Here is a 24,969-nt window from a genome sequence, read left to right on the forward strand (position 1 = left end):
CCTTATTGTGGATTCTTGACAACCGGCGCTTTGGGGATGAACCGGTCGAGATCGTTCGTATTGATCTTCGGTGCAGTAATCGTTGGTGGAGGCTGGACTGGGCAGAGCACCGAGGTGGTCTCGACGCCACCTTGCGTGGAGGTGATGGTGATGGAGTTTGGAGCCGTGGTGTTGGCAAGCGCCCTTTGCCACTGACCCGTACTTGGGTCAACCGGAAGCGTGATGGGCGCAGAGCCGATGCCGGTTACGGTGACCGAGGTCGCCAGTTGATTGTTCGACGGGTTGACGGTGTTTACACCGGCGAGATTGAGCGTGGAGCCCGACTCGCAGAAGTTAGTGACCGTAACTACATCCTTACCCGGTGCGCCGACGCGCAGCAGACCCCACATGCCGTTCTGGAACTGTCCAGCGATGAATGTGCGGAAGAGATAATCGCCCTGCACGTTGTGGGCGCCGCCAGCATGCTTAAGCACTACGTCAAAGGACGAGTTAGCTCCGAAGGTATCGCGCGAGCCTGTCCACTGCGAAAGCGGGTTATAGTCGGCGATTTGGAGCGAGCCTTTCGAGTAGGGCTCTTCCTGCCAGGCGTCGCCGTGAAGTTCAAATACCTGCTCGTTGAGTCCGGCGGGATGGAGAGCGCGCAGGCGGAAGGGCGTGCCCGCGCCGGAAACAAAGACAGGCGTCTGCGGATCCGCGGTCACAAGCGTATTGGACTGTGAGCGGGCGATGCCCAGCGGTGAGAGCGAGGGCGAGTTGACGAGGTATCCGCCATCTGCATACCGGTACGATAACGGTTCCGTCCGGTAGTTGAATGCGGTGGCTCCGCCAAGGTCGGCGAGGTCATCCTGAACGATGGCTACGCCTTCACGGAATTGGGTGTGATCGGACTTGGTGACGGTGGCGCCGGCGCGAGTGTTCTGATCGACGGTCCACGTGGAGCCCTGCGGCTCAATGATCAGGGCGCCAATCAGACCGTAGTTATCCTGCATGAGTGGGTCAGAGGGTGCGAGATCCACGGCGCCGAATTCCACCGGCGTGTAGACAGCCTTTCCGTATGAGTCGTGTGTGACTTTGCCCGCATACCAGGTGTACGTGACCTTGTTTCCAGGCGTAGCTGTTTCGACTCCGGAGTTTGAACCGATATTGAAACCGTCGCCTTGGGTCACGTCGTAGGCCAGCAACTGCGGATGCAGTCCGACGTTCGTTGACGTCTGCAGTGTGATGTTGTTCATCGGCCCGCTTGCAGCAATGCCGCCATTGAGGCTCACGTTGGAGGGCAAAGCGTTGGTGAGGGTTACAGTGATGCAGTCGCCAGCGGCAGCGCGCAGGATCAGCGGTTCACGATGCGCAGTGTCTTTCAATTCGCCGTTAGCATCGAGGTCTTCGCTGAGGACGTACATCAGAGCATCCGGATCTTCCTGGAGAACTCCGTTGTTCGCGGCGCCGCGCGAGTTATAGACGAGCTGTTTGTTGGGAAGGCCTGTTTTTGCGTAGATCGCGGTGATGTTGAAGGGCTTGGTCGGTGCGGTGGATGGGCAGGCAAACGGCGCATCCGGAGGAGGAATGGGCTTGCTGTTGGGGAATCCCTTTTTCTGAGTGACGTTGAGGGGCACCAGGTTAGGCTGGACGGCTTTGTAGGTGCGTATGAGGCCCCAGTTGCCGTACTGCAGGCCACTCGTGTCAGAGGTAGTGATGTACAAAGAGTCCGCGCGTGGGGCGTTGCCGGTTATCGATGGCATGTGGACGAGAAACTCGTAGTGCTCTGAGATGCCCATGCCCTGCGTGCTGCGGAAGCCCGAGGAATCGAGTGAGGGCTCAAATTGCCAGTTAAGCCCGTGGATATGGAAGGAGTGCGGCGCCATGTGTGCGCCTACCAGGTTGCGAATCTGGACGTTGTCGCCTTCATAGGTGCGCAGGAGAGGCGTATACGGATCGTCGGGCTCGGCGCCGGGCTGCTGTGGCGGGAATTTGAATCCGGCGCCGGTGCTGGCAGTGCATGTGTCCGCCGCGGTGATGGGCGTGCCTGCCGCGGGCTGGCAGTTCAGTGCCTGATCGTTCCGGTCCATTGACTTGAAGACGTAGGCTAAATCGGTTCCATTCGGGGCTGCCGGTTTGCCCGACGGCGGCGGAGCTACTCTGTAGGGCAATGGCTCATTTTCATAATTGAGCGAGTAGGATCCCTCAAAGAACTGGTTCGTAATCAGGTCAGGCGTAGGCGGACATCCGGGAATGGAGGTGCAACCATCCGGCGGAGCAGGCGTATTGAAGGCGTCGTTGTTGTTGCCCGCATCCCCAACCGCCCATCCCCAGGGGCCACCGGGATTGGGCCGGCCGGGGATGCCCGGGCCGTAAGGCTGGTAGGCCTTGGGTGTGCTGGTGCTGGTGTTCAAGTAGGCAAGCTGACGGTCCTGGAACTCCAGCAGGAACTCGCGATAGCTCTTTGCGGAGTCCGCGACATTGATGTTGGCCTGGAAGGTCGTGGGGCCGCCGTCGAAACGGCCGCCGAGCTGATCGCCGGTAGTGGAGTCATACCACTTGGAATTTCTCGGCTCTATAACCAGCCCTGCATAGAGACCTACCTGCTGGTGCGTAGAGGGACCGAAGTGATCGTGAGTGAAGACGGTGCGCAGCGTTCTGTCTTGACTGTGGCCGTCCTTGATTGGATCGGCATACCAGCGCTGGATGGTGGCCTGAGCGCCTACAAACTGGCCTGGGAATTGCTGGGCGAAGTAAGGAATTTCTTTTGCGATGAGATGATTTCGTTTCGTGGCGTCGGTGGAGTAAAGGCCGCCGTCATCATTGATGTTCTTGATCAGATGCTCGACCTCTTCATTACTGAAAGTGCCGTCTTCGTAATTGAAGCCGTTGCCTGCGCCGTCTGAGGCCGTGACGTCGAACTTCACAAGGTGAATGTGCTGACCGATGATGTCGGTTGGCGTGCGCACCTGGAAGTTGTCCAGCTCGTAGTAGGTGGGCACAAGGTTGGCGAGCCAGTACTCGACTACCTGATCAGAGTTGGCGCGGAAGAAGAGGGGTTCGGGCCGGCGGGTTCCGTCCAGGTTGGGCTTTACATCGCCCCAAAGCGAGATGATGCGCTGCTGCGGGTAATGCCAGCCTTTCTTGTTGAGGACAACATCCATCTGGATATCCGCGGCTTTATAGCGAACACAGCCCGCCTGATGTTTGGAACAATCAGAGTTGGGGATCGGATTGCCGGCGATATCGATGGCGGGGTCCGCGTAGGGCGCACCGGGCTTGGGTGGCTGGCCATTCAGGATGAAATTACCCGGCTGGCCCTCCGGGGTAAAGCTGGGGTGCTTGCGAATGGAGTGAGCCGCCATGGCGATCTTCTCGACATCGGTTCCCTGCTCATCAACTTCCACGGCGAGTAGCTTGTCGTTGTCCTTGGTAAAATCCCAGGCGTTGTGGTGCTCGTAGAGTGTTCCCTGCTCCGAGAGGACCTGTGAGCGCGGTAACCCACCATCAAGATACTGCTTCTGACCGCTGGCAACCATCTGATTTCCGTTGGCGTCCTCTTCGGGAGCGAAATCGAGAGGCGGATGCAGAGGGCGCTGGCCGGCGATGCCAGGCACGAAGAACGGAAATCCTGGATTCTTCTCCTTAATGTGAGGATCGTCGATATCCTGCTTGCTAACCAGGCTCTTGTAGCCCACTGGCTTGGCGCCAGCGGGGCCGGCGGGACAAGAGCTGCCCTCGAGCTGTACATAGTCCGAAGCGTTGTAGACCGGACATATCTGCGTGCGGATGGGCATAGGCGCCATGGCCAGCGTGGGCAGCGGAACAATGGCCGGAATCGGCGTGCCTTCCGGAATTTCGCCATCGGACAGTGCGCGGTTCCAACCTGTTTCCGGGGCTCCCTTCTCATCGAGCACTGTGCCGTTTTCAAAGACGTCGTGTACGCGCCAGAGACTCCACATGCCCTGCGCAAAGTGCGGATAGAAATGGCAGTGGAAGATGGAGTCACCGACAGTCTGGTTGAGATTGCCGCTGCCGAAGTAAGTCATGTCGAGCGTGTAGGCTCCGCCCGGACTCAGCATTTGGCTGTCGCGGTAGTCGCTTTCGTCGCTGTTGGGACTGTGCAGCCACTGGTGCGCGTGTTGGTGATGCACATGGGTGATGTTGGCGCCCGCGTGCAGAATGCGAAAGACGACATGATCGCCCAGGTAGCTGTGATAGACGTTGGAAGGATCGTCGGGATAGAGAGCCTTGGTTGCTTTTAGCTGTTTAGCATTATCGGCTGGCATGTCGACTACCATTGCCGGATCGGCGACGGCCCACGAGCTCAGAAAAAACTCCTCGAATTTGCAGGTTGCGCACTGCGCCATGGGGCCGACATGGATGCGGTTTGCCCACACCTCCGGGCCAATTGCGGCCATGCCGTAATTAATGGCGAAGAAGTCGCGCGAAGCTTGCAGCGCAAAGCGAGCGCTGCACTCCTGCGTTGACGGGTCGCAGGCCGGATTTGACGGGTATGGTCCAAAGACGTCGAAGGCTTGCGTCGCCAGCGGATCGTCGTGATAGTGAATGGCAAACTCGCGGTACGGCTGGAATCGGTTGGGATAAACGGGATTGGGCAGAAAACTCGGCGAGGGGTTGTTGGTCTCGAAGCTACCCGCTTTGGGTCCGGTGATGATGGCCGTCAGGTCGCTGTGGACAATCTCTGTGCCATTGAGCATGTTGAGAATGGGCACACCCGAGCCGTCTTTCGCCTGGTAGTTGATCACCGGGTGAAGATCGAGCGTCTTGAGCAGGCCGCCCTGATCGACCGCGTTGCCCGCAAGATTGGTCTGCGTAACATCCGCTGTAAAGCCTCCCGCGCCAGTCTTTGTAAGTGTCCAGATCTTATAGGTCTGTCCGCCCGAGGTGAAGGTCTGTTGCGGACTGCCTTTCGGCGCGAGGCTCATGCCGGAGGGTAGCTGACCAGCGTTGTACGTTGTCTCGTCGAGTTCGGCGCGGGTTACCTGGCTGCGGTAATACTCCGCAGTGGGTGGCTCTACGACGAGAGCGCCGAACAGCCCCTGCATCAACTGGCCACCGAATCCGTCCTGATAACCGACGTTGGCCGCTGTGCTGTAGAGCAGGAACGCACCTTCTCCAACAGAGCAGAACTTGTAGGTGATGGTCTGGCCTGGAGGCACGAGGCCATTTGGGTTACGGCCATTCCAGCTGGCGTCGTCTTCAATGACTTCTTGCGATTCCGTGCCCATGACGTGCACGCCGGCGAGGCGCGTGGCCGATTGTGAGGTCTGTGAAACAGCAGCGTTCGGATCGGACTGGGTCTTGAGGCTGCCAGCCTGATAAGGAAGCGGCGGACCGCCTGGAGCTCCCGGCTCCAACGAAAGAGACGGGACATTGGCGAGCAGATTTTCGAATTCGACTGCCATGCAGTCGCCGACGTTCATGCGCAGCACGATGGGCCGCGGCCGCTTGTCCGGGCGCAGCATGACATTCCCCGGAGTGAGAGCCGTGCTATTGGGATTGTTGCTGACAACGTCGCTCCGCAGGGCGAATATCATTCCCCCCGCCTGGAAGGCGCCAAGACGGTTGTTGTAGAAAGCCTGATCGATGGCCACAACCTTGGCGGTGATTGTCCGCTGAGCCGCGGACTGCATTGCCAAGCTCAACAGAGCTACTCCGGAACACACCAGCCGAACGAAGTTGCTTATCTTCATGGTCCCCCCGAGGCCTGCAAATCTAGAGAAATATAGTGCGGGCGGGTCGCTGCTCCTCTGTAACTCATTGTTCGAGCTACAAGCTCTTGGAGGCAGAACACGCGACGATCCTACTTATGTATGAGGTGCCCAGTATAACTACACCAGTGCGAAAGTCAATGTAAAGTCTGGCGATTTTCCTGCAATAGAGTTACAGAAGTACCTGAACATCAAGTCGTGTTGCCGGTATGTGTTGTGGCCACTTTTACGTTACGAAAATCCTCCGCCCAATCTGTTAACGAGAGGATTTATCACTGCCCTCGCGTTCCGTGACATCGACCAGCGAGTGGCTGTGCGGATCGAGCTCCATGATGCGTATCTCGGTTGCGCCGATGTGCCGATTGGGGCCGAAAGTAATCGGTCGCGGAAGTGCCGTGCGGGCGTCTTTCACATCTTCGAGCGCTGCAAGCAGAGCCTCACGATTCGTATCGCGTCCCGCAGACTTAAGCCCCTCAGTAAGAAGGCTGGCGGAGGCCGTTGCCCGCTCCCATATCCATCGCGTAAGACCACTGAATTGATTGGACGATGGCTCGTCTCTGAGAGCGATGTAGGTCTCACCGTTACTTCGGCCACGAAGTTGAAAAGATTCGGCAAGAAGCGCCCCAGGAATCAGGACGGCAGAAGCTCCTGCTTTGTCGATGTCCTGTAACGAACCGGGGCCGGTACGCAGCCAGTAGACGACGGAGCGGTTGTCGGACTCAATTTGGCTTACTATACGAGGATGCTTTCCTTCGGACTGCAACAGGGTTTGCAGTCGGTGCGCTGTCTCCTGCGAGACCGCGTCTGCGGAATCCACAATGACTTCATCCTGTTGTGCCGAGCCAAAATGCTGTGAGGCGAAACGAACAAGCGCGTCTACTTCCCCTCCTATGCCGTCATCTAGATAGAAGACATACTTCTTCTGGCTTGCGCCAATGTCAGGGAAAGAAGCGTAGATGGCGATTGTGGGCATCTTCATACCGCGTAGCAGCGGCGCAATCTCTGACTCGGCGCCCGTCAAATCCGCCAGCACGGCGAAGACCTGCTGTTGTGAAAGAAAACTGCGAACTGCGTCTGCTCTTTGTGCCGGATCCGGCGGTAACTCCATGAAGACCGGATCGATTCTTCGTCCGAAGACTCCGCCGGAAGCACTGACCGGATTAAATACGTCCAGGAGGGCCTGACGGGTCATTGCGGTGAGGCGCGCATCAATGGAAGCAGGCGGGAGAAGGACTCCGATGCGGATGCTGGCAGCGCTCAGGCCGGGATCGGGCGTGTGTCCCAAGCGGCGGATATAGGCGATAAGATCGGCTGCATCTGCCTGCGAGAGTTGAAAGCGTGGCATCGCCTCATTGAGTGTATTGCCGCCGGAGTCGATTCCCATGGCGATGGCACGTATGAGCAGGCGTTCGTTGTACGAGGGCCGCATACGGCCGTCTGCATTGGTGATCCGGTAGGGCTTCGTGAGGACGTCCCAGGTGATGTTTGAGGGAAAGATGCCACTCTCGGGTTTTCCCTTACCGTCGGCGCCGTGGCAATTGGCGCAGGGAAGAATGGAGCCATTGACCTCAGTGTCACCCGCGAGTGTGGCTGTGATGGAGCCACCCGACGAGCTTGTGCCATGCTCATAAATTTGTCGGCCCCGCTCTTCTTGCGGTGCCAGCGGTTCCTGAGCATTGAGCGAGATTGCCAGGCAAATTGAAAGAATGTGAAACGCCCATTTACGAAGCATCGCCTGTCTATTCTTTATCGTTGAGAACGCTGTCGACAATCTCCTTCAAGCTGGCGGGCGTGCATGAAGGCGCAAAAGCTTTCTTCCAGAGACCGGTCCGGTCGTTTCCGATGAGGAACAACGTTGAATGGTCTTCTCTGTGGGCGATCTTCGGGCCGAGTTTGCTGAGCGCGAGATCGACATTCTCCTTTTTGCCGGTGAGAAAGAGCCAGCCGGGGCGCGCATGAAATTGCTCTGCGTATAGTTTGAGTTTTTCCGGAGTGTCTGTCTCTGGATCGACGCTGAACGAGAGCAGGAGAACGTCCTTTCCGAGATGGTCGCCGAGGCGTTCCTGCAGACCGGCGAGAATGCCAGACATTTTGGGGCAACTGCCGGTGCATGTACCGAAGAAGGTATTGATGACAACGACCTTATTGTGGAGAAGGTCGGAGTACAAGCGAACGGAGTCGCCGTTTTGGGTTACAAGTGGAACGTCCGTGAAGTATTCGCGAGCGGCTGCAGCCTGAGTGTCTTCGCTCTGCGCGCTAAGAGGGAGCACTGCGGCAAACGCAAAAGACGTTATCACTATGAAGAGAGCAATGCGCCGGATAGTCATTACGGCCTCGCAGCGGCATGGTTTGTTGTTGCGGATGCGAGGCGCGCATGAATCAGGTCCGCAATTTTCGCCGGAGGTAAGAGCGCTGAAGCCCGCGCCCAATCCGTGGAGCCTCCGACGCCGATGAGCACAACAGGAGTGTGTTCTTGCTTATCGGCGGTGAAGATCTCGAGCGCCTTGAGAAGCGAATCGACATCGTCCTTCTTGCCCGTTAAGAGAGTCCATGCCGGACCTACATTACCAAACTTATGACTCCATTCATCGAGCTTTTCGGGAGTGTCAGTGAGCGGGTCAATACTAATGGAGATGAGACGTACTTTGGAGGGATCTGCATCCTGGATCAGCCGGCTGAGTTTGGCGAAGCGGGCGCCCATCAGCGGGCAGATGGTGGTACAGGTGGTGAAAATTGTGTTAATGGCAACGACCTTTCCTTTCACCAGGTCGGTGTAAAAGTGAACCGTATGGCCATGCTGATCGATGAGTTCGACGTTTGGTATGAGCTTGTCAGATAATGCGGCGGTCTGGTTCTGCCCTTGCAGACATGCCGCAGAGCCGGATAAAACAACGACGGCGAGGAACAGGGAAAGATTGCTGCGTGTGCGGCTCAAAATTGGGGAGTTACCTCCATTGGCAAGAAATTGTCAGGCTGCAAGTATGACGCACGCCTACGGATAAATCAACAGGAAGCACGATGAAAGTCTGGATGTCTTTCTGTGTTACATTCTGGAGGAACGAGTCACAGCTCATCATTGCAGCACATGATAAAAATTACCCCCAGGTTTCCTATGCAAGTGCATTGGAGTTCTCAGCGCGGCGATGCGCCATGCGAGTTTGCACGTTTTGTCGAGGACTGCACAGTTGCACGGGCGGCAGAGATGGATTCGATTCAGATCCCGATCAGTGAGTCCTTCTCGACCGCGCTGGAGTGGGCTGTTGCGGCTGGTTCCGTCTGCACCAGGATACGATTCAGGATTGGTGGAGACCTTACATGTCTGCTGGATACTCTACGTGGCCGGGATCTGATGGAAGCTTCCGATGCTTTGAGCGGAAGACTGATTGTGCATTTGCACCTCCCCGATAACGGCGAAAAGAAAGACGCGAGTTTTCGTTCGGCTGAGGAGTTTCTGGGCAACCTGCGCGGTGCCTTTTCGGAAAGGAGCGCACCGCAGTTTGACATTGAGGGCGACTCCGCAGGGGCAGCCTATCTGGCGATAAAGCAGGCTGATTGCTTATGGAGAACGGTGGACCGTCCAGAGCGTGCGTTTGCCGATGCTCTGCCGGTTCTTCATTTTGGCAAAGAGGTTGGACTGCGCTGCAGTGTGATTACAGGCGAGACCCGGGAAGAAGCGATAGAGGCGGCAGCGAAGAGTCTGCCCGAAAAGCTGGCAGGAAGGTTAGAGCAACACGCATGCTGGATGACCTCTGTAGTGTGGCGGAGCATGGAAGCTGGAGAAGACAACATGGGAGCTTCGGTAATGATTGGCTCTTACGGAGAAGTGGCGGCGGCGATTTCCGACTACAGGAAAAGTGGTATCTCTCAATTTCTTGTACGGTCGTCTGACGGAAGTGATGGCCTGGCCCGGTTTGCATCCGAAATCCTTCCACCACTACGCGCTAGTGTGCGCGGACGGCAAACTGCATAAGCCTATGCGACTCCTGCTGGCTGCACCACATCGCTATCCCGTATACGGCCCGGCCGGTAGCGGGCTTCATCCCAAGACATATCCTTCGGGATCGGGGTACCATTTGCATGATCTTCTGGCCAAGGGCCTGGCGGAAAGAGGACACGAGGTCTTCTATTTTCTGGCAAAGGGCCATGAGACGGAGTTGCCCGCGGGCGTGCTTCCATTCGAAGGGTGGAAGAACGATGTCGAACTCTATCACATCCCCATTGGCGGCGTGGGGTTTGTGGAGCCGGCGACTGCCGCGGCTGCGGAGCGAGGTATACCCTGCCTTTTGACCTGCCATATGAAAGAGGGAACGCGACGAGCGGGGCCAAACTGGGTTTTTGTGTCGCAGGCTCTGGCGCGCGCTCACGATGCCGAACGTGTGGTTTTGAACGGTATCGATCCCGCCGACTTTATCTTCTCTGAGACGAAAGAAGACTACTTTCTCTTTATGGGTGCGATGAACAAGGCCACAGACAAAGGCCTGGGCTTTGCGCTCTCTCTGTGCAGGAAAGCCGGGGTCCGTTTGATTGTTGCGGGAACGGCACTGAACTACGAGACGATTGAATACGTCGCAGGGCTTTGCCAAGATGCCGGTGCGGAGTATCTGGGCGATATACGCGGGGCGCGCAAGGCCGAACTACTCGCTGGGGCGCGAGCCGTGCTTTTTCCGTCGCGTCTGCCGGAAGGCTGCCCGCTGGTAATCCTGGAGGCCATGATGTCTGGAACTCCGGCTATCTCCGCACCCAGCGGCGGAGCGGTGGAGATTGTTACACCAGAGACCGGGATATTGTGCGATCTTGAGGACGACTGGACAGTCGCACTCGATCACATTCGGACGATCTCTTCGCAAAGCTGCCGCGAGATCGCGATGGAGAAGTTTCATTATCTGCGCATGACGGACGACTATCTACGAGAGTACAGCCGGGAGCGTGAGGGATTCGCCGGCTAACTCATGAACCGGCTGTGTTTCGAGCCGCCGGTATCTTGGCCGGCTCTTCAGATACTCAGCGTTTGCCAGCATCTCCTCGCGCCGCACATAGGCGCAGGCAAACGGTGAGGACCGGTTGTAGATCATCAGGACGTCTGCGATATGTTTCGCTCGCCGGGTGCCGCTCATCTCAAGCATGGGCAGCATTGCCGCCTGATCTTCAGTGACACGGAAGTAGTTGCCGGTTGCGTCGCGAAAATCGCGATCGTCGATGTGATCCCAGAGCCAACGTTTCCATGTGCGAACCGCGGTCCCCAGCCAATCGTGAGTGCGGAAGTCGATCGTTCCATCGGGATAAGCTGGCCACCTGCCGGGCATCATGGCATGATCCGAGATCCAACTACCGTAGGTCATCCAACAGCCGAAAGTGCGATAGGTGCCCCGGATGATCTTCAGGCTGTCCTCGGTGGCGAACCAGTCATCGCCATCGAGAACGATGAGGATATCTTCAGGATCGTCTCCGCTGCGCTGTACACCCTGAATCAGATTGACCATGCTGAACTGCTGCGTGGCGTTGACATGGATGTGAATACGGGAATCTGATTCGCGCGTTTCGTATGCGCGCTCCGCCGTGCGGTCTCCGCAGGGGTCGATGGTCACATAAGCTTCCCAGTCCGTGCATGACTGGGAGCGAATCGATGCGAGGCATTTGCCGATGTACAGCTCGGCGGGTCCGCAGTTGACGATGATCTTCATCATGGTTGCAATCCTGTCCGAATTAATCCGCAGCGGCGTCCGCGGGCGCGGGTTTAGCGAGCAAGCGCATGTAGGGAGTCCGACGTTCGATCAGCTCTCCGTTTCTCAAGCCTTCGCGGTTGAGCGACTCATCCTGTGCATATTGCGGCACTTTGTTGTATGTCATAATCGGAGCTGCGATGTGGCGCGCCTTTTGGGTTCCACACATTTCGAGCAGCGGAATCATGATCATCTGGTCCTCGGAGACGCGCACGTACTCGCCGGAGTCACTGCGCAGGTCCTCATCTTTCAGGCAGTCCCAAAGCCACTTCTTCCAGGTGCGCACAGCTGTGCCAAGAAAACGGTGATGACGGAAGTCGGTGGTCCCTTCGGGATAGGCAGGCCACAGGCCGTCATAGCCGCCAGTTAGCCTGGGGACGTTCGATCTCCAGCTACCATAGGTTACCCAGCAGTTGAATTTCTCGTAGGTTTCCGCGACGATGCAAAGCGCATTGCGATCCGAAAACCAGTCATCTCCATCGAGACAGACGATGACGTCTTCTGGCTCGGGACGGCTGCGCTGAATGGCGTGAACCAGATTGTGCATGGAGTATTTGCGGGTCTGGTTGCGGCGAAGATGAAAGCGAGCATCGCCACGCGCGGCGCGGGCCGCGTGCGTATAGGTGTCGTCTCCGCAGGCATCCACGGTGACCCACGCTTCCCAATCGGGATAACTCTGCTCGCGCACAGAGGTGATGCATTTTCCGACAAACTCGGCGCATGGCCCGCAGTTAATGTAGACCTTCAGCTTCGTCATTCAAACCTTTTTTGTTTCCGCAGTTGAGGCAGATATATCATCGAGTTTTGTTGCATGCAAGCGGGACCGGCAATCGCTGGCTGTAGTGCCCCTGGACGCGAGGCTGTCGAGGAGTTGACTGCGATGCTGCGTGCAATGCGTGCTCAGGACAAGCGCCTGCCCGTTCCGGCGAATGCTATTCATTTCCTCCCGGTTTCTTTCGTCGAGAACGTATCGAATCTTGTCTTCGAGAGTTTCAAGCGTTGTGGCAATGTAATGGACGCCTTCTATAAAGCCAAGCTCGCGAAGAGGCTCCTCAACAACGGAGTCTGTTACGAGCAGCGCCCCCGTTGCAGGAATCTCAAAGTGCTTGGCCACGACATACCGGTAGATGGCAGCATCCGTGAATCCGGCGAGATACTGGTGGATTGTAGCCGCATAACCGGGTCCCACGCGCGGATCGTTTGCGTAGTCATAGTCCTCGAAATATCCAGGGTGCTCAAGCTGTTCGATTGCGTCCCATCCCTGTTCCATCAGTTGCTTCATGCGGGTTCGCAGCGGATACGGCGCTCCCACAAACCCGCTGAGTAGGATTTTGCCCTTTGGAGTTTCATTCAGAGGCAGCACAAAGTCGGACGACGCGGCGTGCGGAACCCAATGGACCTCTTTTTGACCACGGAGTTCCGGGTAGAAGTCATCAAAGACATATGCGTAGGGCGTGAGCACGCGGTCGCAGGACAGCAATGCCCGCAGGCGGTCCTCCCGCTCCGACTCCGCCCCCCACAGAAGATGCAGATCATCGATAAAGATATCCATCCGGCAGCCCATTGCTTTCAGCGCCGGAGCGATCGCATTCACCAGCCCGTAGCTCTCCCAGAAAAGTACGTAATCGGGCAGAGCGCCGCATAACTCTATGAGTTTGTCTTGAGGCGATTGGCTGCACTGTGTCAGAACCCATGGTTCTACATGCCGCCATCCATGGATGCCAATCAGGTCGCGCATCGTAAAGTGAAATTCCCGGCTGACGTAGCGGCCAAGCTCGCGGATCCAGGAGACGAGCAGCTTCATGCACGCTCTCCTTGCCGCCAAAGAATCTGTTCAACTCGGTGCGGCTTCCCTACAGTAACGCGATGAATTAAAGGTAGGCAGAACAACGCGCTCATGCTACCTCCACCGGCAGCTCATCTCTGTGAGAGTCAGCGCATACAGTGGACCGCTTATCTGGCGCGAGAAACAATGCGGAGGCGCCAAGAATTCCCAGCCCACCATAAAAAATGATGGATCGCCGCGAAAGGTAAGCCAAAGCAAACGCTGCAACCAGCGGCGCTGAAAGGCGCGCGACGCCGTTGACCATAAATTGAGCGGCCATATAGCGCGAAGTGTTCCCGCCAGGACGTGCGAAAGAATGCACACCCGTAAAAAAGGAGATGACCATGCTGCCAAGAGTTGCGGGACCGCGCAGGCAACGAGCAAGGATAAGCATCGGCCAAGAGTACGGAGCGGCGGCCACGATGACGGGGTCAAGCCCCCAGAGCAAGGCGACCAGCGAGAAGGAACGCCAGATGGATGTGCGTTCAAACCATGTGGAGAGAAAGCCTCCGCAGAAAAACGCCGCAATGCTGGGAATGATATGGATGAGCAGCGCGGTTTGCAGATATCCAAAGTGAAGATCACGTGCGAAGAATGCCGGGATAACGCCCTGATAAAATAAGTTGGAGAAGGAGTAGACGAAAATGCACAGCAGGTAGTAGAGGAACCATTTGTCACGCAAAGGGGAAAGAGCCGCTTGCAGTGGGGGAGTTTGCGGATCGTCGACTGCGTCGGCTTCAGCACCGCTGCCATCGCCATGATCGGGCAACATGCGAAAGCAGAGGAATGCTGCCGCACATACGATTCCGCCGAAGCCGATCTCGATACGAATGAGAGTGCGTACCGACAAGACACTCGCCGTGGAAAGTAGGGCTGAGGACAAGAGCGTGGCGGCAAGAAATGCAACCGATCCGTACTGTCGCATAGTTCCCGAGACATGCGAACGGCAATTAACGGGATAGACGATGCGCATGATCGAGGGTACGGCAGGGCGCATGGCGAAATCGCAGATGGAGACGATACCCAGCATAAAGAGAAACCACCCTGCTGTCGGCATACATGCCATGACAATGGCCGCGACTGCGGCGGTGAATCCTGGCGCGAGGACAAACGGTTTCTTGGGCCGCCTCGCCATCACCGACCCCATCAGCACAGAGAGAAATAGTCCGCCCGACGCCATGGCGAGAGGCATCTGCAATTGAACGTCGGTCGCGTTCATCGATTCGACGGCCATCACCGGCGCGTTGGCGGTGATGCCCTCGAAGACAGCATAGAGAATGGTGAATGCGAGATGAAAGCGGAGGGCCCGCCGCGAGCAGGGGGGTAAAGCCGGTGGAGTGAATCCAGCGACTAAACGCCTGGCAAGACTCGCGGACGAAGTCCTTGTTTGAGTATTCACACAGTTGCCGAAAGACATGCACGGACTCAGAAATAGTACTTGAGGGCTAGAACAAGCCGCCGCGTCGGATTATCCGCAGTGTATTGTCCCAATTGATTATTGACCTGGTTCCCGGATGAGTCGAAGACGGCATTGTTGGAAACCGTGGTGAATTGAGGATGGTTGAGAGTGTTGTACGACTCGAGACGAAACTGAATTCTTCGTGTTTCGCTGCCTCCGACGCCGAAGTTCTTGAATATCGAAGTATCGAAGTCCTCGATGCCCGGCCCGACAAACGGCGCCTTGGATGCATCGCCAATGCCATCCTCCGCCCTGATGGGCGGATGGATGCACGATGTATTGAACGCGCGGGAGAACGACTTGTCGCCGTGTCCCAGATTCGGATTGCACGACAGGTCGACGCGGCTATCGACGCCGACACCATTGGCGCCGGTGATGTCGACGGGAGTAAGGAAGTTGTATGTGATGGCCGTGGGCTGGCCGCTGATGAAGGATGCAACGCCGGAAAGAGACCATCCATCAAGCGCCTCATGCACGAAGCCTCGCGCTCTCCTGCTCACAGAGGGAATGGGGTACACGTAGCTCAGTGAGAGGTTCTGTCTGGCGTCGAAGCCGGCAGGACCGTAATCGCGCGCACGTACGTTCAGATTAGGATTGACAGCCGTCGTTGGGGTATCGGCAATGTCGAGCACCTTTGACCTTGTGTAGGCGACACTGAAAGTTACCTTGCCAGAGACGCGCTTGGTGACACTCACCTGCAGCGCATTGTAGTTGGAGTTGCTGTTGAACTCCATATTCTCGATGCTGGCGAAGCCGGTATATTTGCGCAGGAAATTGGGCGGCAGGAGAATGCCGTTGAGATAACTCGAAGGCAAAAAGTCCGTGCCGTATTGCGTGGCGTTCAGATCCTGAATCTGCATTCCGCGGCGCATGATATTGCCGATATACGCAACATCCACCAGTGTTCCAAACCCGGCATCCTGCTGGATTCCGAAGCTCCAATTGGCAACCTCCGTCGGTTTCCAGTTATGATTCATCCCGAATACGGTGTTCGGGCTCAGGCTAAGCGGCGAAGCGAGAAGACTGGCGATGGTGGTGTAGTACGTGGTGGGTGTATTGACCACGGGAGGCTGCGCGGCGAGTTGCGCAATCTCATCATCGGGAAAGCGGTCATAATACAGGCCCACTCCGGAGCGAACCGCGGTGCGGCCGTTGCCGAAGACGTCCCACGAGAAACCCAGGCGGGGAGCAACCTGGATGGGCGGCGTGTTCAAGATAGCAGATCCTGGGTTATATACAACCATGCCTTGATTCGGAGTACCGCCATCGCTGGGCGAGAAGGTGCCGATCTTCACCGCAGGATACGTCTGGCCAGTCTCGGGATCGACGCCAATTTCTTTCCCGCTGGTGGAGTTGACAGCCGGCTCAATGAGGACTGGCTGGTCGGTGGAGTTGTAGACCTTTGGATCGAAGGCGGAGTACTGGACCTTCGCGTTATAGCTTGGCAAAAGGAAATAGAAGCGGATACCGGCATCGATCGTTAGCCGCGATGTGGCTCGCCAATTGTCCTGCGCATACCACTCGACGCGCCTGTCTCGCACGTGCCCGCCTGGATGACCTGTGGATTCGGTATAGCTGTCGGTATTGCCCAGAACCGCGTTGGCGAAGGTGTAGCCGCTATCCAGGGGATTGTTAGCGTCAGTGTTGAACGAAAACGTGCCATTGAACGACGTGCTGTTCGACTCGTTTACGGCCGAATATTCGATGTATGCGCCGAATTTCATGTTGTGCACGCCGTGCGTCCACGAGAAGTTGTCCATCCAGACCCACACATTGTTCCGCCCAAAGTAAGGAAAGCGGGGGTCGATGAAGAGCTCGGGCGCATTGGGAATGCCGCTGAAGGTTGCGTTGGGCACGACGTCATCGGGGTTCGAGGCCGGAAAAAATTGAGGGATATTTACAGGAAGGTTGGATCGCTGATTCGCCAGGAGCCCGGCACTTGTTGCAGGACCTTCGGTCTGCACGCCACGGTTGGCGCCAAAGGTCACTTCGTTCACCTTGTTCTCGCTGAAGAGATGGATGAGCGTGCCAACGATGCCTTGGCACGGGATTTGATAATTGATCGGGAGTTGAGGCCAACTCGGCGAGGCGAGCACAAAACCAAAGCTTCCAAGCGTGGACTGATAGTCCCTGATTCCCCGAACGTAAGCGAAGGTTTTTGGGGAGATATTCCAGTCGACGCGTAAGATCATATCGCGATGAGGCTCACCCAACTGCGCCTGAAAGACATCGTTGTAGCTGTGCGTCGGATCGAAGGGGCCGGGGGTGGGAAAGAGATTGAGGAGTTCCTGTCCCTGAGCGCTGATGCGCCCGGCGGGGATTTTATTTCCTGGAAAAGGTTGGCCCGTGAGCGGGTCCTTGACCACTATCAGCTGGCCATTCTGACCATAGGATTGCGAGAAGTCACCCGTGCGCTCGAGCTGAGTCGGAAAAGTCTGGTAAGAAACACTGGTTGGGACGGTACGGGCAAGGATGTCCTGAGACCAGAAGAAGAAAAGCTTGTCGCGTCCCCGGTTGAATTTTGTGCCGGGAAAAATCACCGGACCGCCAATCAGGTAACCGGGATTGTTATAGCGGTACCTGGAGCGAGGCAGACCTTCACGATTTGCAAAGTAATCATTTGCGTTCAGGTCTTCGTTGCGGAAGTAGTAATACGCGCCGCCATGAAACTCGCGTGTTCCATTTTTTGTAACTGTGTTGATTGTTCCACCAACGCTCCGGCCGTATTCCGCCTGGTAGTTGGTGAGAAGGATTTTGGTCTCGGCCACTGCCTCTGTACTGGCCTCAAGAAATGGGCCGGTGCCTCCACCCAGAGACAAAGTAGAAATTCCATCGAGGTTCAGATTCAACGATCCCTGCCGGTTGCCGTTGATAAAAAGGCCAATCAGAGCACGATTTCCCGGGGCTTCGCGAGTTGGATTGGCAGTGTCCAGGACGCCGGGAAGAAGGTGCAGCAGGCCGAGATAGTCTCGTCCTTTAAGAGACAACTGTTGAAGTTGAACGGTGTCAATTAGTCCGGAACGATCGGAGCTTTCAGTTTCTACCGGGGCTTCATTGGCTCCGACAACGATGGTTTCCGAGATCGCGCCGACCTCGAGGGTGACTGAGTGAATAACAAGATGTTCTCCGGACGAAAGTGCGAGATCGTTTTGCTCAAAGATATTGAAACCCGCGTGCTCGACCTTCAGGCTATAGTTACCCGGGAGGACATCGAGGAATAAGAACTCACCGGCGTTATCGCTTTTAATTTTAAGAGTCTGTCCAGTATCGACTCGAATGAGAGTTATGTCGGCACCGCCGATCATCTGCGCGCTGGAATCCTGAATCTTGCCCGAAATCTCGCCGGTCAATCCCTGTCCGTTCGCGGTGGCAGCCGGCCATAGGCTGGCGCATACGACAAAAACTCCCAGCATGACTCGCATATTGCGGAGCAGACTTCTCCCTATCGCGATACAACTCATGCGCAACACGACCTCCTTTTTATGTAACTAGCAACAAAATGTAGCACTCGTCTAAGACAGGGAATCGCTAAGCCGCCCCATCCGCCCAGTAGCAAGATCGAATGATGAAAACATTCGTTACCGTGGAGTTATGCCCGATCTTTAGAGAGGAAGCGGGTTTAGGCCGCATTATGCGGGTGATTTTTCAACGAATGTGGATCGATGAATTATAAGCATCTCTAACAGGAAAAAGCGAAGAAAAACATTACACGGGAAATTACGAAAGTTTGCTCGAATGCAGACCGAATGTCACTCTAGAGCGAGACTCAAGAACAATGCTATGCAGTCTGCTTGAGACTGCATAGCATTGCCTTTTCAGATTAGCGCCTTGTATTGGAAAGTTGGGCCGGCGAAGGTCCCTGCGTCAACTTTGATGGAGGTGATGGCGCGAGCCTGTTCTTTCAAACTTTCCATTGTCCCGATCGCGCTGCGTAGAAGTTCAGGATGACCATTGAATACCTGATGCAGGCAGCGCAGCAGGTTCGTGTAGCTGGCATTGAAGGCGTCCACCGCAATCTGTGCGCCACTACCCGCAGGATATGGTTGTAGGCCCGGATTCGTCTCTAATGGCTGCACTTGTCCTGGGTCGAAGACCACGGCCGCCCCGCCGTAGATATAACGTTGCTCCGGCGGGCTGTCAGGGGTCGCGCTGGGGTTCTTAATCAGCCGCCTGCCATGGACAATCTCGGCGAAGCGATAATAATGGGCGTAGTCGTCCTCGAGGTCGAGCGGCTCTAAATCTGTACCCTCGCCCTGCTCAACAATGATTTTGATGGCGCGTCGCGCCTGATCAAGATTCGTGATGGCAAAGAGCTCTCTGCCAGGCCACCAGCCCGCAACAACCTGCCGTGAAACATCTCCAGTGAAGAAGGATTCCTGCAACTGACGGCTAATCTGGTCATAGAACATCCCAATCGTGATGGGCTGGTCTTTTTCCATGGCGAGCGCTTTGAACCGTAGAGGGGTTTCCGGTTCCTCGATACCCATGAATACGTTGCGCACATGCTCAATCGACATAGGTGCAAGCGAAACAATGAGGCCTGCATCGACGCCGCCGGGAAGCGGACCGGGATACTTCGGTACAAATCCGGGGTGGTCAATGACAGGTGCGCCTCCGATCGCATTCAGCAAATTGCAGGCGATCGTCATATGCAGCATTTCCTCTATCACCACCGATCGGATAATGGCTGCGAGCTCTTGATTTGCGCCAGGGCCGAGAGAGTAGAGCGTGTACAGGTAGACAGGAATGGTAGCGTGTTCCAGTTCCACAGCGTGCTGCAGCGCCGCGCGTACTCCCTCGATGCTGCCGTCCAGCATTTGGAGCAGATCTTTCTTGAGCAGAATCATTTTGCCTCCTGGGCATCGGAGCGTGGTTGACCGAGCCGGCGTGACATGGCGACCGCTTTGCCACCCTTCATGAGTAGCGATGACGGTACTTCGAGAGAAGAAGACTGAGGCTGGGCTGTATCGGAAACGGGTAACGCATCCACCTTGCGCACACCGAGCAGCGGCTTTCCATCCGGACCCACCTCCGTCAACCAACGCAGAATAGCTTTACGCTTGGCGCCTGACAGATCGCGCGTCACTGGCATTACGTTCGGGTCGCTTTCCTCCAGTCCAAACGCCATGCGCAGCAATTGCACGTTGCGGTTAGCACAGATATCGTCATAACTCGCAAGGTTGAGAAAACGCGCCATGACCGGGTACAGGTTCGCGTATTGCTGGAAGATTGGCTCCATGCTCCCGTACCATGTGATCGGTTCGTCAGGCGTGAAATCATCCCAGAGCAGCATGCTGATAAACTCTTGCTGGTCCTGGTCGCTATACTTTTGTGAAGCGGGATAAGCCCGAATACCGTAGACTTGCCCATCGATATAATCACGCGGATTACCCGGAGCCGTCGTCTCGATCTCCAGGCTGGCCCGGCCTTCCGGGTTCGTTTGGAGCGTCTTCTGAAAACTGATTGCTTCCGCCGGAGTGCCCACGTCCGGCCAGACTCCGGGCTGACCTTGTAATTGGCTGTTATCAAGGACGACCGTGATCGAGCCGCTCACCATTGGCTCACCCCATTGAGTCATCCACAGATCTGCTTTCACAACGTCCCCGGGATCAGCGCGAAACACGAACTGATCTGCACGCACATGCTGGCCGTTCGCTGCTTCCTGGAGCACCGTCACCGTTGGGCCACCTCCGGGTGGTGTGAACTGGATGGCCAAAGGGCCGCTTTGGATCGCTGCCAGCTCTGCTTTGTTAAGAGGACGACTAAAAGGTATCGCGCTGATGCCCGCATAGCGCGTGTACCAACCTGTGTCTAGGTAATTGATGCTGCAGAGCGGTTGCCAGCCTCCTGGCGATTGACAGGCTACAGTCAGAGTGCCAAGGTTGGATTGAGGGCCTCCACATCCGTCAGTAGGCAGGGCGTTGCCCAGGTCAACCAGGAGCTTGGAGGTCGCTTCGTCAACGACAGCGGTACAGTAATTTACTGAGTATCCCTGTGCTCCGGTCGGAGCTAGATATCTTCCTAACGTGAATCGCTTTGGCTCGTTCGCAGCATGAGGACCAATTGAGCCCACGATACGCCCGTAGGTGAAATCAGGCGAGGTGTGGTCCATGTTGTAGCCGTCGACGATGAAATGAATGCTGAGGCTCCTGTCTGTCGATTGTGCCCGCAACTGCTGCAGAAATGGGGACGTGAGTGTTTCAGACCATTTCACATTGGTCAGCACGGATTGATAATAGGTCGAAAAGAAGCCATCGCCGACCTTGCTCACATCGCTCCCGATATCTCGCTGCCAGATGTCGATGAAAGAGGTCACGTCCATTTCACCGGAAAGCGCATCGTTGCCTTCTGCGTCGCAAATTCTTACCTGAAGGCCCCAGATCTGAGAGACCATCTGTTGCTCGGAGTCCAGATCGACCATCTTCGCCGGCATTCGGGTCGCTGTGTCCGTTACGCGAAACGAAAGTACGCGATCACCGCTGACTTCGTCTCCGCCTAAAAAAGCCGTTGTGACAGCACAATCGATCAATCGGAAAACAGCATCGCCGGACGGGTTCCACCAGCCGTTATTCGCTCCTTTGCCCCACTCCTGGTACTGCGGCTTGAAAGTCGCATTATTGAAGTGAGTTGGATCATTATTGACCGTCGACGGCGCGGCTTTGAACCTGCCAGCAAAATTCAATCGCAGAGGATTCAAGTAGCTCATTTTGGAAGTCCTTGCATGATCGGGTTAATGGGATATTCGGGACAATGCTAAATGCAAATAGCTCCATTCCGGGATACAACCGTCACGTGTTCATTTGAATAGTTACCAAAATATGGTCATCTCTGTTTTCGTCAAGAAAGATACCATAAGTGCGATCTAAGAAAACAAAAGCTACGCGCTTGCATCTGGATTACACACAAAAATCGGTGTGGCCAGTGTAGTTCTTTTCCGGTCAGGCAGAGAAAACCTAAGTACCCGACAAAACTTTCGCACTATTGTCATCTGAACGGAGATGATTCCTTGAATTCGGGTTCACAGTTCCTCGGGTACGTGTTACTGGCAAGAATGCGCACATCTGTTAAAGAAAGATAAAGAGCGCAGCGTTGTCTTGTAATTCGTTACGCGAACTGATCCCTGCATCAGCGATGCAATGGTGGATTGAAAGCTTCAGCTACAAAGATGAGTGCGTAGTGTGGATCGAGATTGGTTTCACGGCTGGCACCCCTTTGCGATCCAGGATTGGAAGAGTTCGACCTGAGTGGAAGAAAATGTGTCATAAGGTGTCGGCGGCATCTGCTGAGTGCTGATCTGTGTGTAAATCAGGCTTGCATTCGCCTTGACGTCCGCATAGTTCGTCAGGTCCAGCCGCCAGAGCATGGAAGCACGGAACGGAACAAACATAGGGGCTATGTCCTTCTGGGCTGATGAAAGAGACGGCCATTGACCGGCGGTCGCAGACCTTGCACGAGGCAGGTCCGCTCGCCGCCGAAAGAAAGACCGGATTCGGCGACATACATCGCGCTGTCATCTCCGAAGGCGATGCTGGTCGGGAAGTTTAGTTCCTCTGCGATAACGTTCATTCAGTTACCCTCGCACCAGCACCCAGAAAGAGAAGCCGCAGATGACGCTGCCAGCGGTGAACTGCAGAGCGCTAAGAGGCAACACCCGTCGGATGCCAGCTCCAAGAAGGAGACCGGCGCACGACATAACGCTGCGGTCATACCGATCGTCAACGCGGCCATTAGTCGGAGGCGCCTTGACCGCGCTCAAGCCGATGCCTGCAATGAGGTTATCGATGCTCATAAGCAGAGGCAGGCCCACGATCATTCCGGGCCTTCCAAAGAGGCGTGCCGCATCGCGATTGAACCAGGCGAGCGCAAGGATCACCACGCCGCAAAGCAGCAGGATTACGGGGACGCTTTGGTCCTCGTGGCGAAGCAGGGCTGACCAAAGGAGTGCGCCGAAGCTCATGCCAGCCAGAGGCGCCAGGGTCTCCGCGGTAGTGAAGCTAGGGCGTACCAGCGCCGTTGTTCACGTCCATGGTGTTGTTTAAATTGCTGGTTACTTCAGTTCGAAGCCGGATCATGGAAACCCCACACTATTGCTCGACTGGGTGGTGCGGTGGTTGTAGCGCCGTCACAGTATGATGGGTGGCAAATTGGGCGTCAAGAGAGTTTTCCTCGTTTCACCGCCAGGCTGCGTCGTTTCGGTATCCGGACGTAACGTCCGGGTTTTTGCGATCTCTGGAACCCAGTGTGAGTTGAAGGCCCGCGCTTGCATAGATCCCCGGAGAGGGGAAGCCAACGAACTCCTGGTACTTGCTGTCAAACAGATTCTCGGTGCGCAATATCATGCGCAGGTTATTACGCAACCTGGCGTCTAACGTTGCGGTGCTTACGGTGTACCGCGGAACGGAGTCGTACTGCGGTACGGGCACCTGATAGTCGAAGCGGCGTCCTACCCAGACGGTTGACCATGTCATAAGCAGACGTGAGGAAAGCGGGGTGGTCACGTGCAAGTCTTCGCTCCAGCGCGGCACGTCGCGAAGCTGCTCTGTCGTGTCCTCCAGACCTGCATCGATATAAGAGACCGAGCCACCGAAGGTGGTGCGATGCCACTGGGCGTTCGCTTCCAGCTCCACGCCACGGCCAAAGGCTGCGCTACGGTTGACCAGCCGGAAGACTGAAGGACTGAAGTCTATGAGGCCCTTGTAGCGAGTATTGAATCCGGAGAGCGCCACGTTGATATGTGCGGGCTGAAAGCGATGCTCGATACCGGCATCAAAACCTGTGCTGAATTCCGGCAAGAGAGAAGGATTGCCCACCAATGGACTTCCGAGAGAATAGAACGAGGGCAGCTTGAACCCTTGTCCCCAACTTGCGCGAAGCCTCGTGGCGCCGAAGGTGTAGCTGGCGCCCGCGCGAGGCGAAAGCACCGTGTGGTAGGTATTGCTTGTTTCCACACCCAGGCCAGCCGTGAAGACGAATCCCGATTTCATGACTGTCGCATTGAAGGAGAGGAAGCCCGTCGGACGCGTCAGCATGTAAGAAGCAGGCAAAACGGCATCGATGGTGCCGGTGCTCTTGCCGGACTCATAACGGAACTGTCCAACGCCGTCGAACTGGAGCCATTGACGCGGTTGAAAGCGCTCCACGAACACAGCCCGCTGACGCAAGAAGCGCGTGTCGCCTTGCTGCTGAGGGACATAAGCCGGTCCCGGAGGAATGCTGTCGAAAATAGCCGGTGTATTGTTGTATGCCACTCGAGAAAAAATGTCATAAGCCATAGTGGAGAACCACTGTGCGTTGACCTGTCGCTGGTAATGCACGCCGCCCACCAGTTGATCCGCTTGATCGGTCTCAATCTGACGAGAGAGTGCATACATGGGGCCGCCGCTGCTCACGGGAAAGCTGTTCGAACCCAGACGGTCCCAATAAAGAAAGCTGTCCGCGTGGGCTTTTGAGCCGAGGTCCAGATCGGCGCGTAACATTGAATCACGCCGTTGAAAACCGTCGTCGAGGACCTGTTGACCCATTCGTTCATATCCGCCGCTTAACGAAACGGAAAGTTTTCCTGTACGCAACGAAGTGGACGCCAATGTGGAAGTGGCGCCGAAGTTGCCGCCATCCGACTGCAGCCGAAACATTGGCTGCTCGAGCGGTGGAAGAGTCGTGATACTGATGACTCCTCCCACCGCCTCCGAGCCATAGACCGAAGACAGCGGCCCGCGCAGGATATCCACGCTCTGAACATTGTCGGTACCGAGAGTGGCGAAGTTGAATGCTCCACCGAGCAGATCGCCGATATCGTTCACGGGGGTTCCGTTGAGGAGAACTAGAGTGAAGTTCGGTTTAGCCGAACGCAGGCTGACGGTTGTCAGCGACCCCTTCGACCCTGACTGAGAGAGATGCACCACACTCGTCGTGCGCAGAAGTTCCGCAAGGTCGTGTGATTCACTTTGCTCGACGGTGCTCTGTGTCAGCACCGTGTCGGTTCCCGCCAGGATTTCGGCGGGTACGGGTTCAGCGACAACGGTCACGGTTTGCGTCAAAGATGGCTTTGCGGGCGCTGCTTGCGGTGCAGGCTGCTGCGCCCGCATATCCATGTGCGCAAGAAATAATAAGCAGGAGAACGATGATGGAAGGAAAATACCACTGACTATTCGCGACACAATGGCCAGCATTCGCTGGCTGAATGAACGACGAAGATAACTTGAAATCATGCTTTGTCCATGGTTGACAGCAGAGCCGAGGTTGCCAGTGTGCGCT

General features: G+C 56.3%; 17 protein-coding genes. 2 read left to right on the plus strand and 15 right to left on the minus strand.

Annotated elements, in window-relative coordinates:
• Positions 1-2: 2 nt before the first annotated feature.
• The 4 genes from OHL23_RS15905 to OHL23_RS15920 all read right to left on the minus strand — a co-directional run bounded on the left by OHL23_RS15905 (position 3) and on the right by OHL23_RS15920 (position 8,646).
• Entirely contained in the window at positions 3-5,693 is a 5,691-nt protein-coding gene (locus tag OHL23_RS15905) for a cupredoxin domain-containing protein (protein WP_263352894.1), read from the minus strand.
• Positions 5,694-5,967: 274 nt separating this feature from the next.
• A complete protein-coding gene (locus OHL23_RS15910; protein ID WP_263352895.1) occupies positions 5,968-7,443 on the minus strand; it encodes a cytochrome c/ABC transporter substrate-binding protein in 1,476 nt (491 codons plus the stop codon).
• Positions 7,444-7,450: 7 nt separating this feature from the next.
• Positions 7,451-8,038: an SCO family protein gene (locus OHL23_RS15915; protein WP_263352896.1), complete on the minus strand. Its 588-nt coding sequence runs from the start codon at positions 8,036-8,038 to the stop codon at positions 7,451-7,453.
• A complete protein-coding gene (locus OHL23_RS15920) occupies positions 8,038-8,646 on the minus strand; it encodes an SCO family protein (RefSeq protein WP_263352897.1) in 609 nt (202 codons plus the stop codon). The genes OHL23_RS15915 and OHL23_RS15920 overlap by 1 nt, the downstream gene beginning before the upstream one ends.
• Before the next feature lie 267 nt (positions 8,647-8,913).
• Between OHL23_RS15920 and OHL23_RS15925 the strand changes: the two genes are divergently transcribed.
• Positions 8,914-9,681: a hypothetical protein gene (locus OHL23_RS15925; protein ID WP_263352898.1), complete on the plus strand. Its 768-nt coding sequence runs from the start codon at positions 8,914-8,916 to the stop codon at positions 9,679-9,681.
• A gap of 4 nt (positions 9,682-9,685) precedes the next feature.
• Complete coding sequence (locus OHL23_RS15930) at positions 9,686-10,657, plus strand: glycosyltransferase (RefSeq protein ID WP_263352899.1); 972 nt, start codon at positions 9,686-9,688, stop codon at positions 10,655-10,657.
• On the opposite strand, the gene OHL23_RS15935 is transcribed toward OHL23_RS15930, so the two are convergent.
• From OHL23_RS15935 to OHL23_RS15985, 11 genes are all read right to left on the minus strand, one after another.
• Positions 10,616-11,395 carry a glycosyltransferase family 2 protein gene (locus OHL23_RS15935; RefSeq protein ID WP_263352900.1) on the minus strand — a complete coding sequence of 260 codons (780 nt, stop codon included), beginning with the start codon at positions 11,393-11,395 and terminating at the stop codon, positions 10,616-10,618. The genes OHL23_RS15930 and OHL23_RS15935 overlap by 42 nt on opposite strands.
• 19 nt (positions 11,396-11,414) lie before the next feature.
• Positions 11,415-12,188, minus strand: a complete 774-nt coding sequence (locus tag OHL23_RS15940; RefSeq protein WP_263352901.1) for a glycosyltransferase family A protein — start codon at positions 12,186-12,188, stop codon at positions 11,415-11,417.
• On the minus strand, positions 12,189-13,235 hold the full coding sequence (locus OHL23_RS15945) for a glycosyltransferase family protein (protein ID WP_263352902.1): 1,047 nt from the start codon (positions 13,233-13,235) through the stop codon (positions 12,189-12,191).
• 91 nt (positions 13,236-13,326) lie between these two features.
• Positions 13,327-14,655 carry an MFS transporter gene (locus OHL23_RS15950; protein WP_263352903.1) on the minus strand — a complete coding sequence of 443 codons (1,329 nt, stop codon included), beginning with the start codon at positions 14,653-14,655 and terminating at the stop codon, positions 13,327-13,329.
• Positions 14,656-14,681: 26 nt separating this feature from the next.
• On the minus strand, positions 14,682-18,176 hold the full coding sequence (locus OHL23_RS15955; protein WP_263352904.1) for a TonB-dependent receptor: 3,495 nt from the start codon (positions 18,174-18,176) through the stop codon (positions 14,682-14,684).
• A 354-nt stretch (positions 18,177-18,530) separates the two neighbouring features.
• Positions 18,531-19,562, minus strand: a complete 1,032-nt coding sequence (locus OHL23_RS15960) for a ferritin-like domain-containing protein (protein WP_263352905.1) — start codon at positions 19,560-19,562, stop codon at positions 18,531-18,533.
• Positions 19,559-21,421, minus strand: a complete 1,863-nt coding sequence (locus tag OHL23_RS15965; RefSeq protein WP_263352906.1) for a hypothetical protein — start codon at positions 21,419-21,421, stop codon at positions 19,559-19,561. The genes OHL23_RS15960 and OHL23_RS15965 overlap by 4 nt, the downstream gene beginning before the upstream one ends.
• 489 nt (positions 21,422-21,910) lie before the next feature.
• A complete protein-coding gene (locus OHL23_RS15970; protein ID WP_263352907.1) occupies positions 21,911-22,102 on the minus strand; it encodes a hypothetical protein in 192 nt (63 codons plus the stop codon).
• 5 nt (positions 22,103-22,107) lie between these two features.
• The gene (locus tag OHL23_RS15975) at positions 22,108-22,281 is read right to left on the minus strand and encodes a hypothetical protein (protein WP_263352908.1); all 174 of its coding nucleotides are present in this window, start codon (positions 22,279-22,281) and stop codon (positions 22,108-22,110) included.
• 4 nt (positions 22,282-22,285) lie between these two features.
• The gene (locus tag OHL23_RS15980; protein WP_396127375.1) at positions 22,286-22,723 is read right to left on the minus strand and encodes a manganese efflux pump; all 438 of its coding nucleotides are present in this window, start codon (positions 22,721-22,723) and stop codon (positions 22,286-22,288) included.
• A 163-nt stretch (positions 22,724-22,886) separates the two neighbouring features.
• Positions 22,887-24,740, minus strand: a complete 1,854-nt coding sequence (locus tag OHL23_RS15985) for a TonB-dependent receptor plug domain-containing protein (protein WP_263352910.1) — start codon at positions 24,738-24,740, stop codon at positions 22,887-22,889.
• Between the last annotated feature and the right edge of the window lie 229 nt (positions 24,741-24,969).

Origin of the sequence: Acidicapsa acidisoli (assembly GCF_025685625.1) — a bacterium.
In the GTDB taxonomy this organism is placed as follows: Bacteria; Acidobacteriota; Terriglobia; order Terriglobales; family Acidobacteriaceae; genus Acidicapsa; species Acidicapsa acidisoli.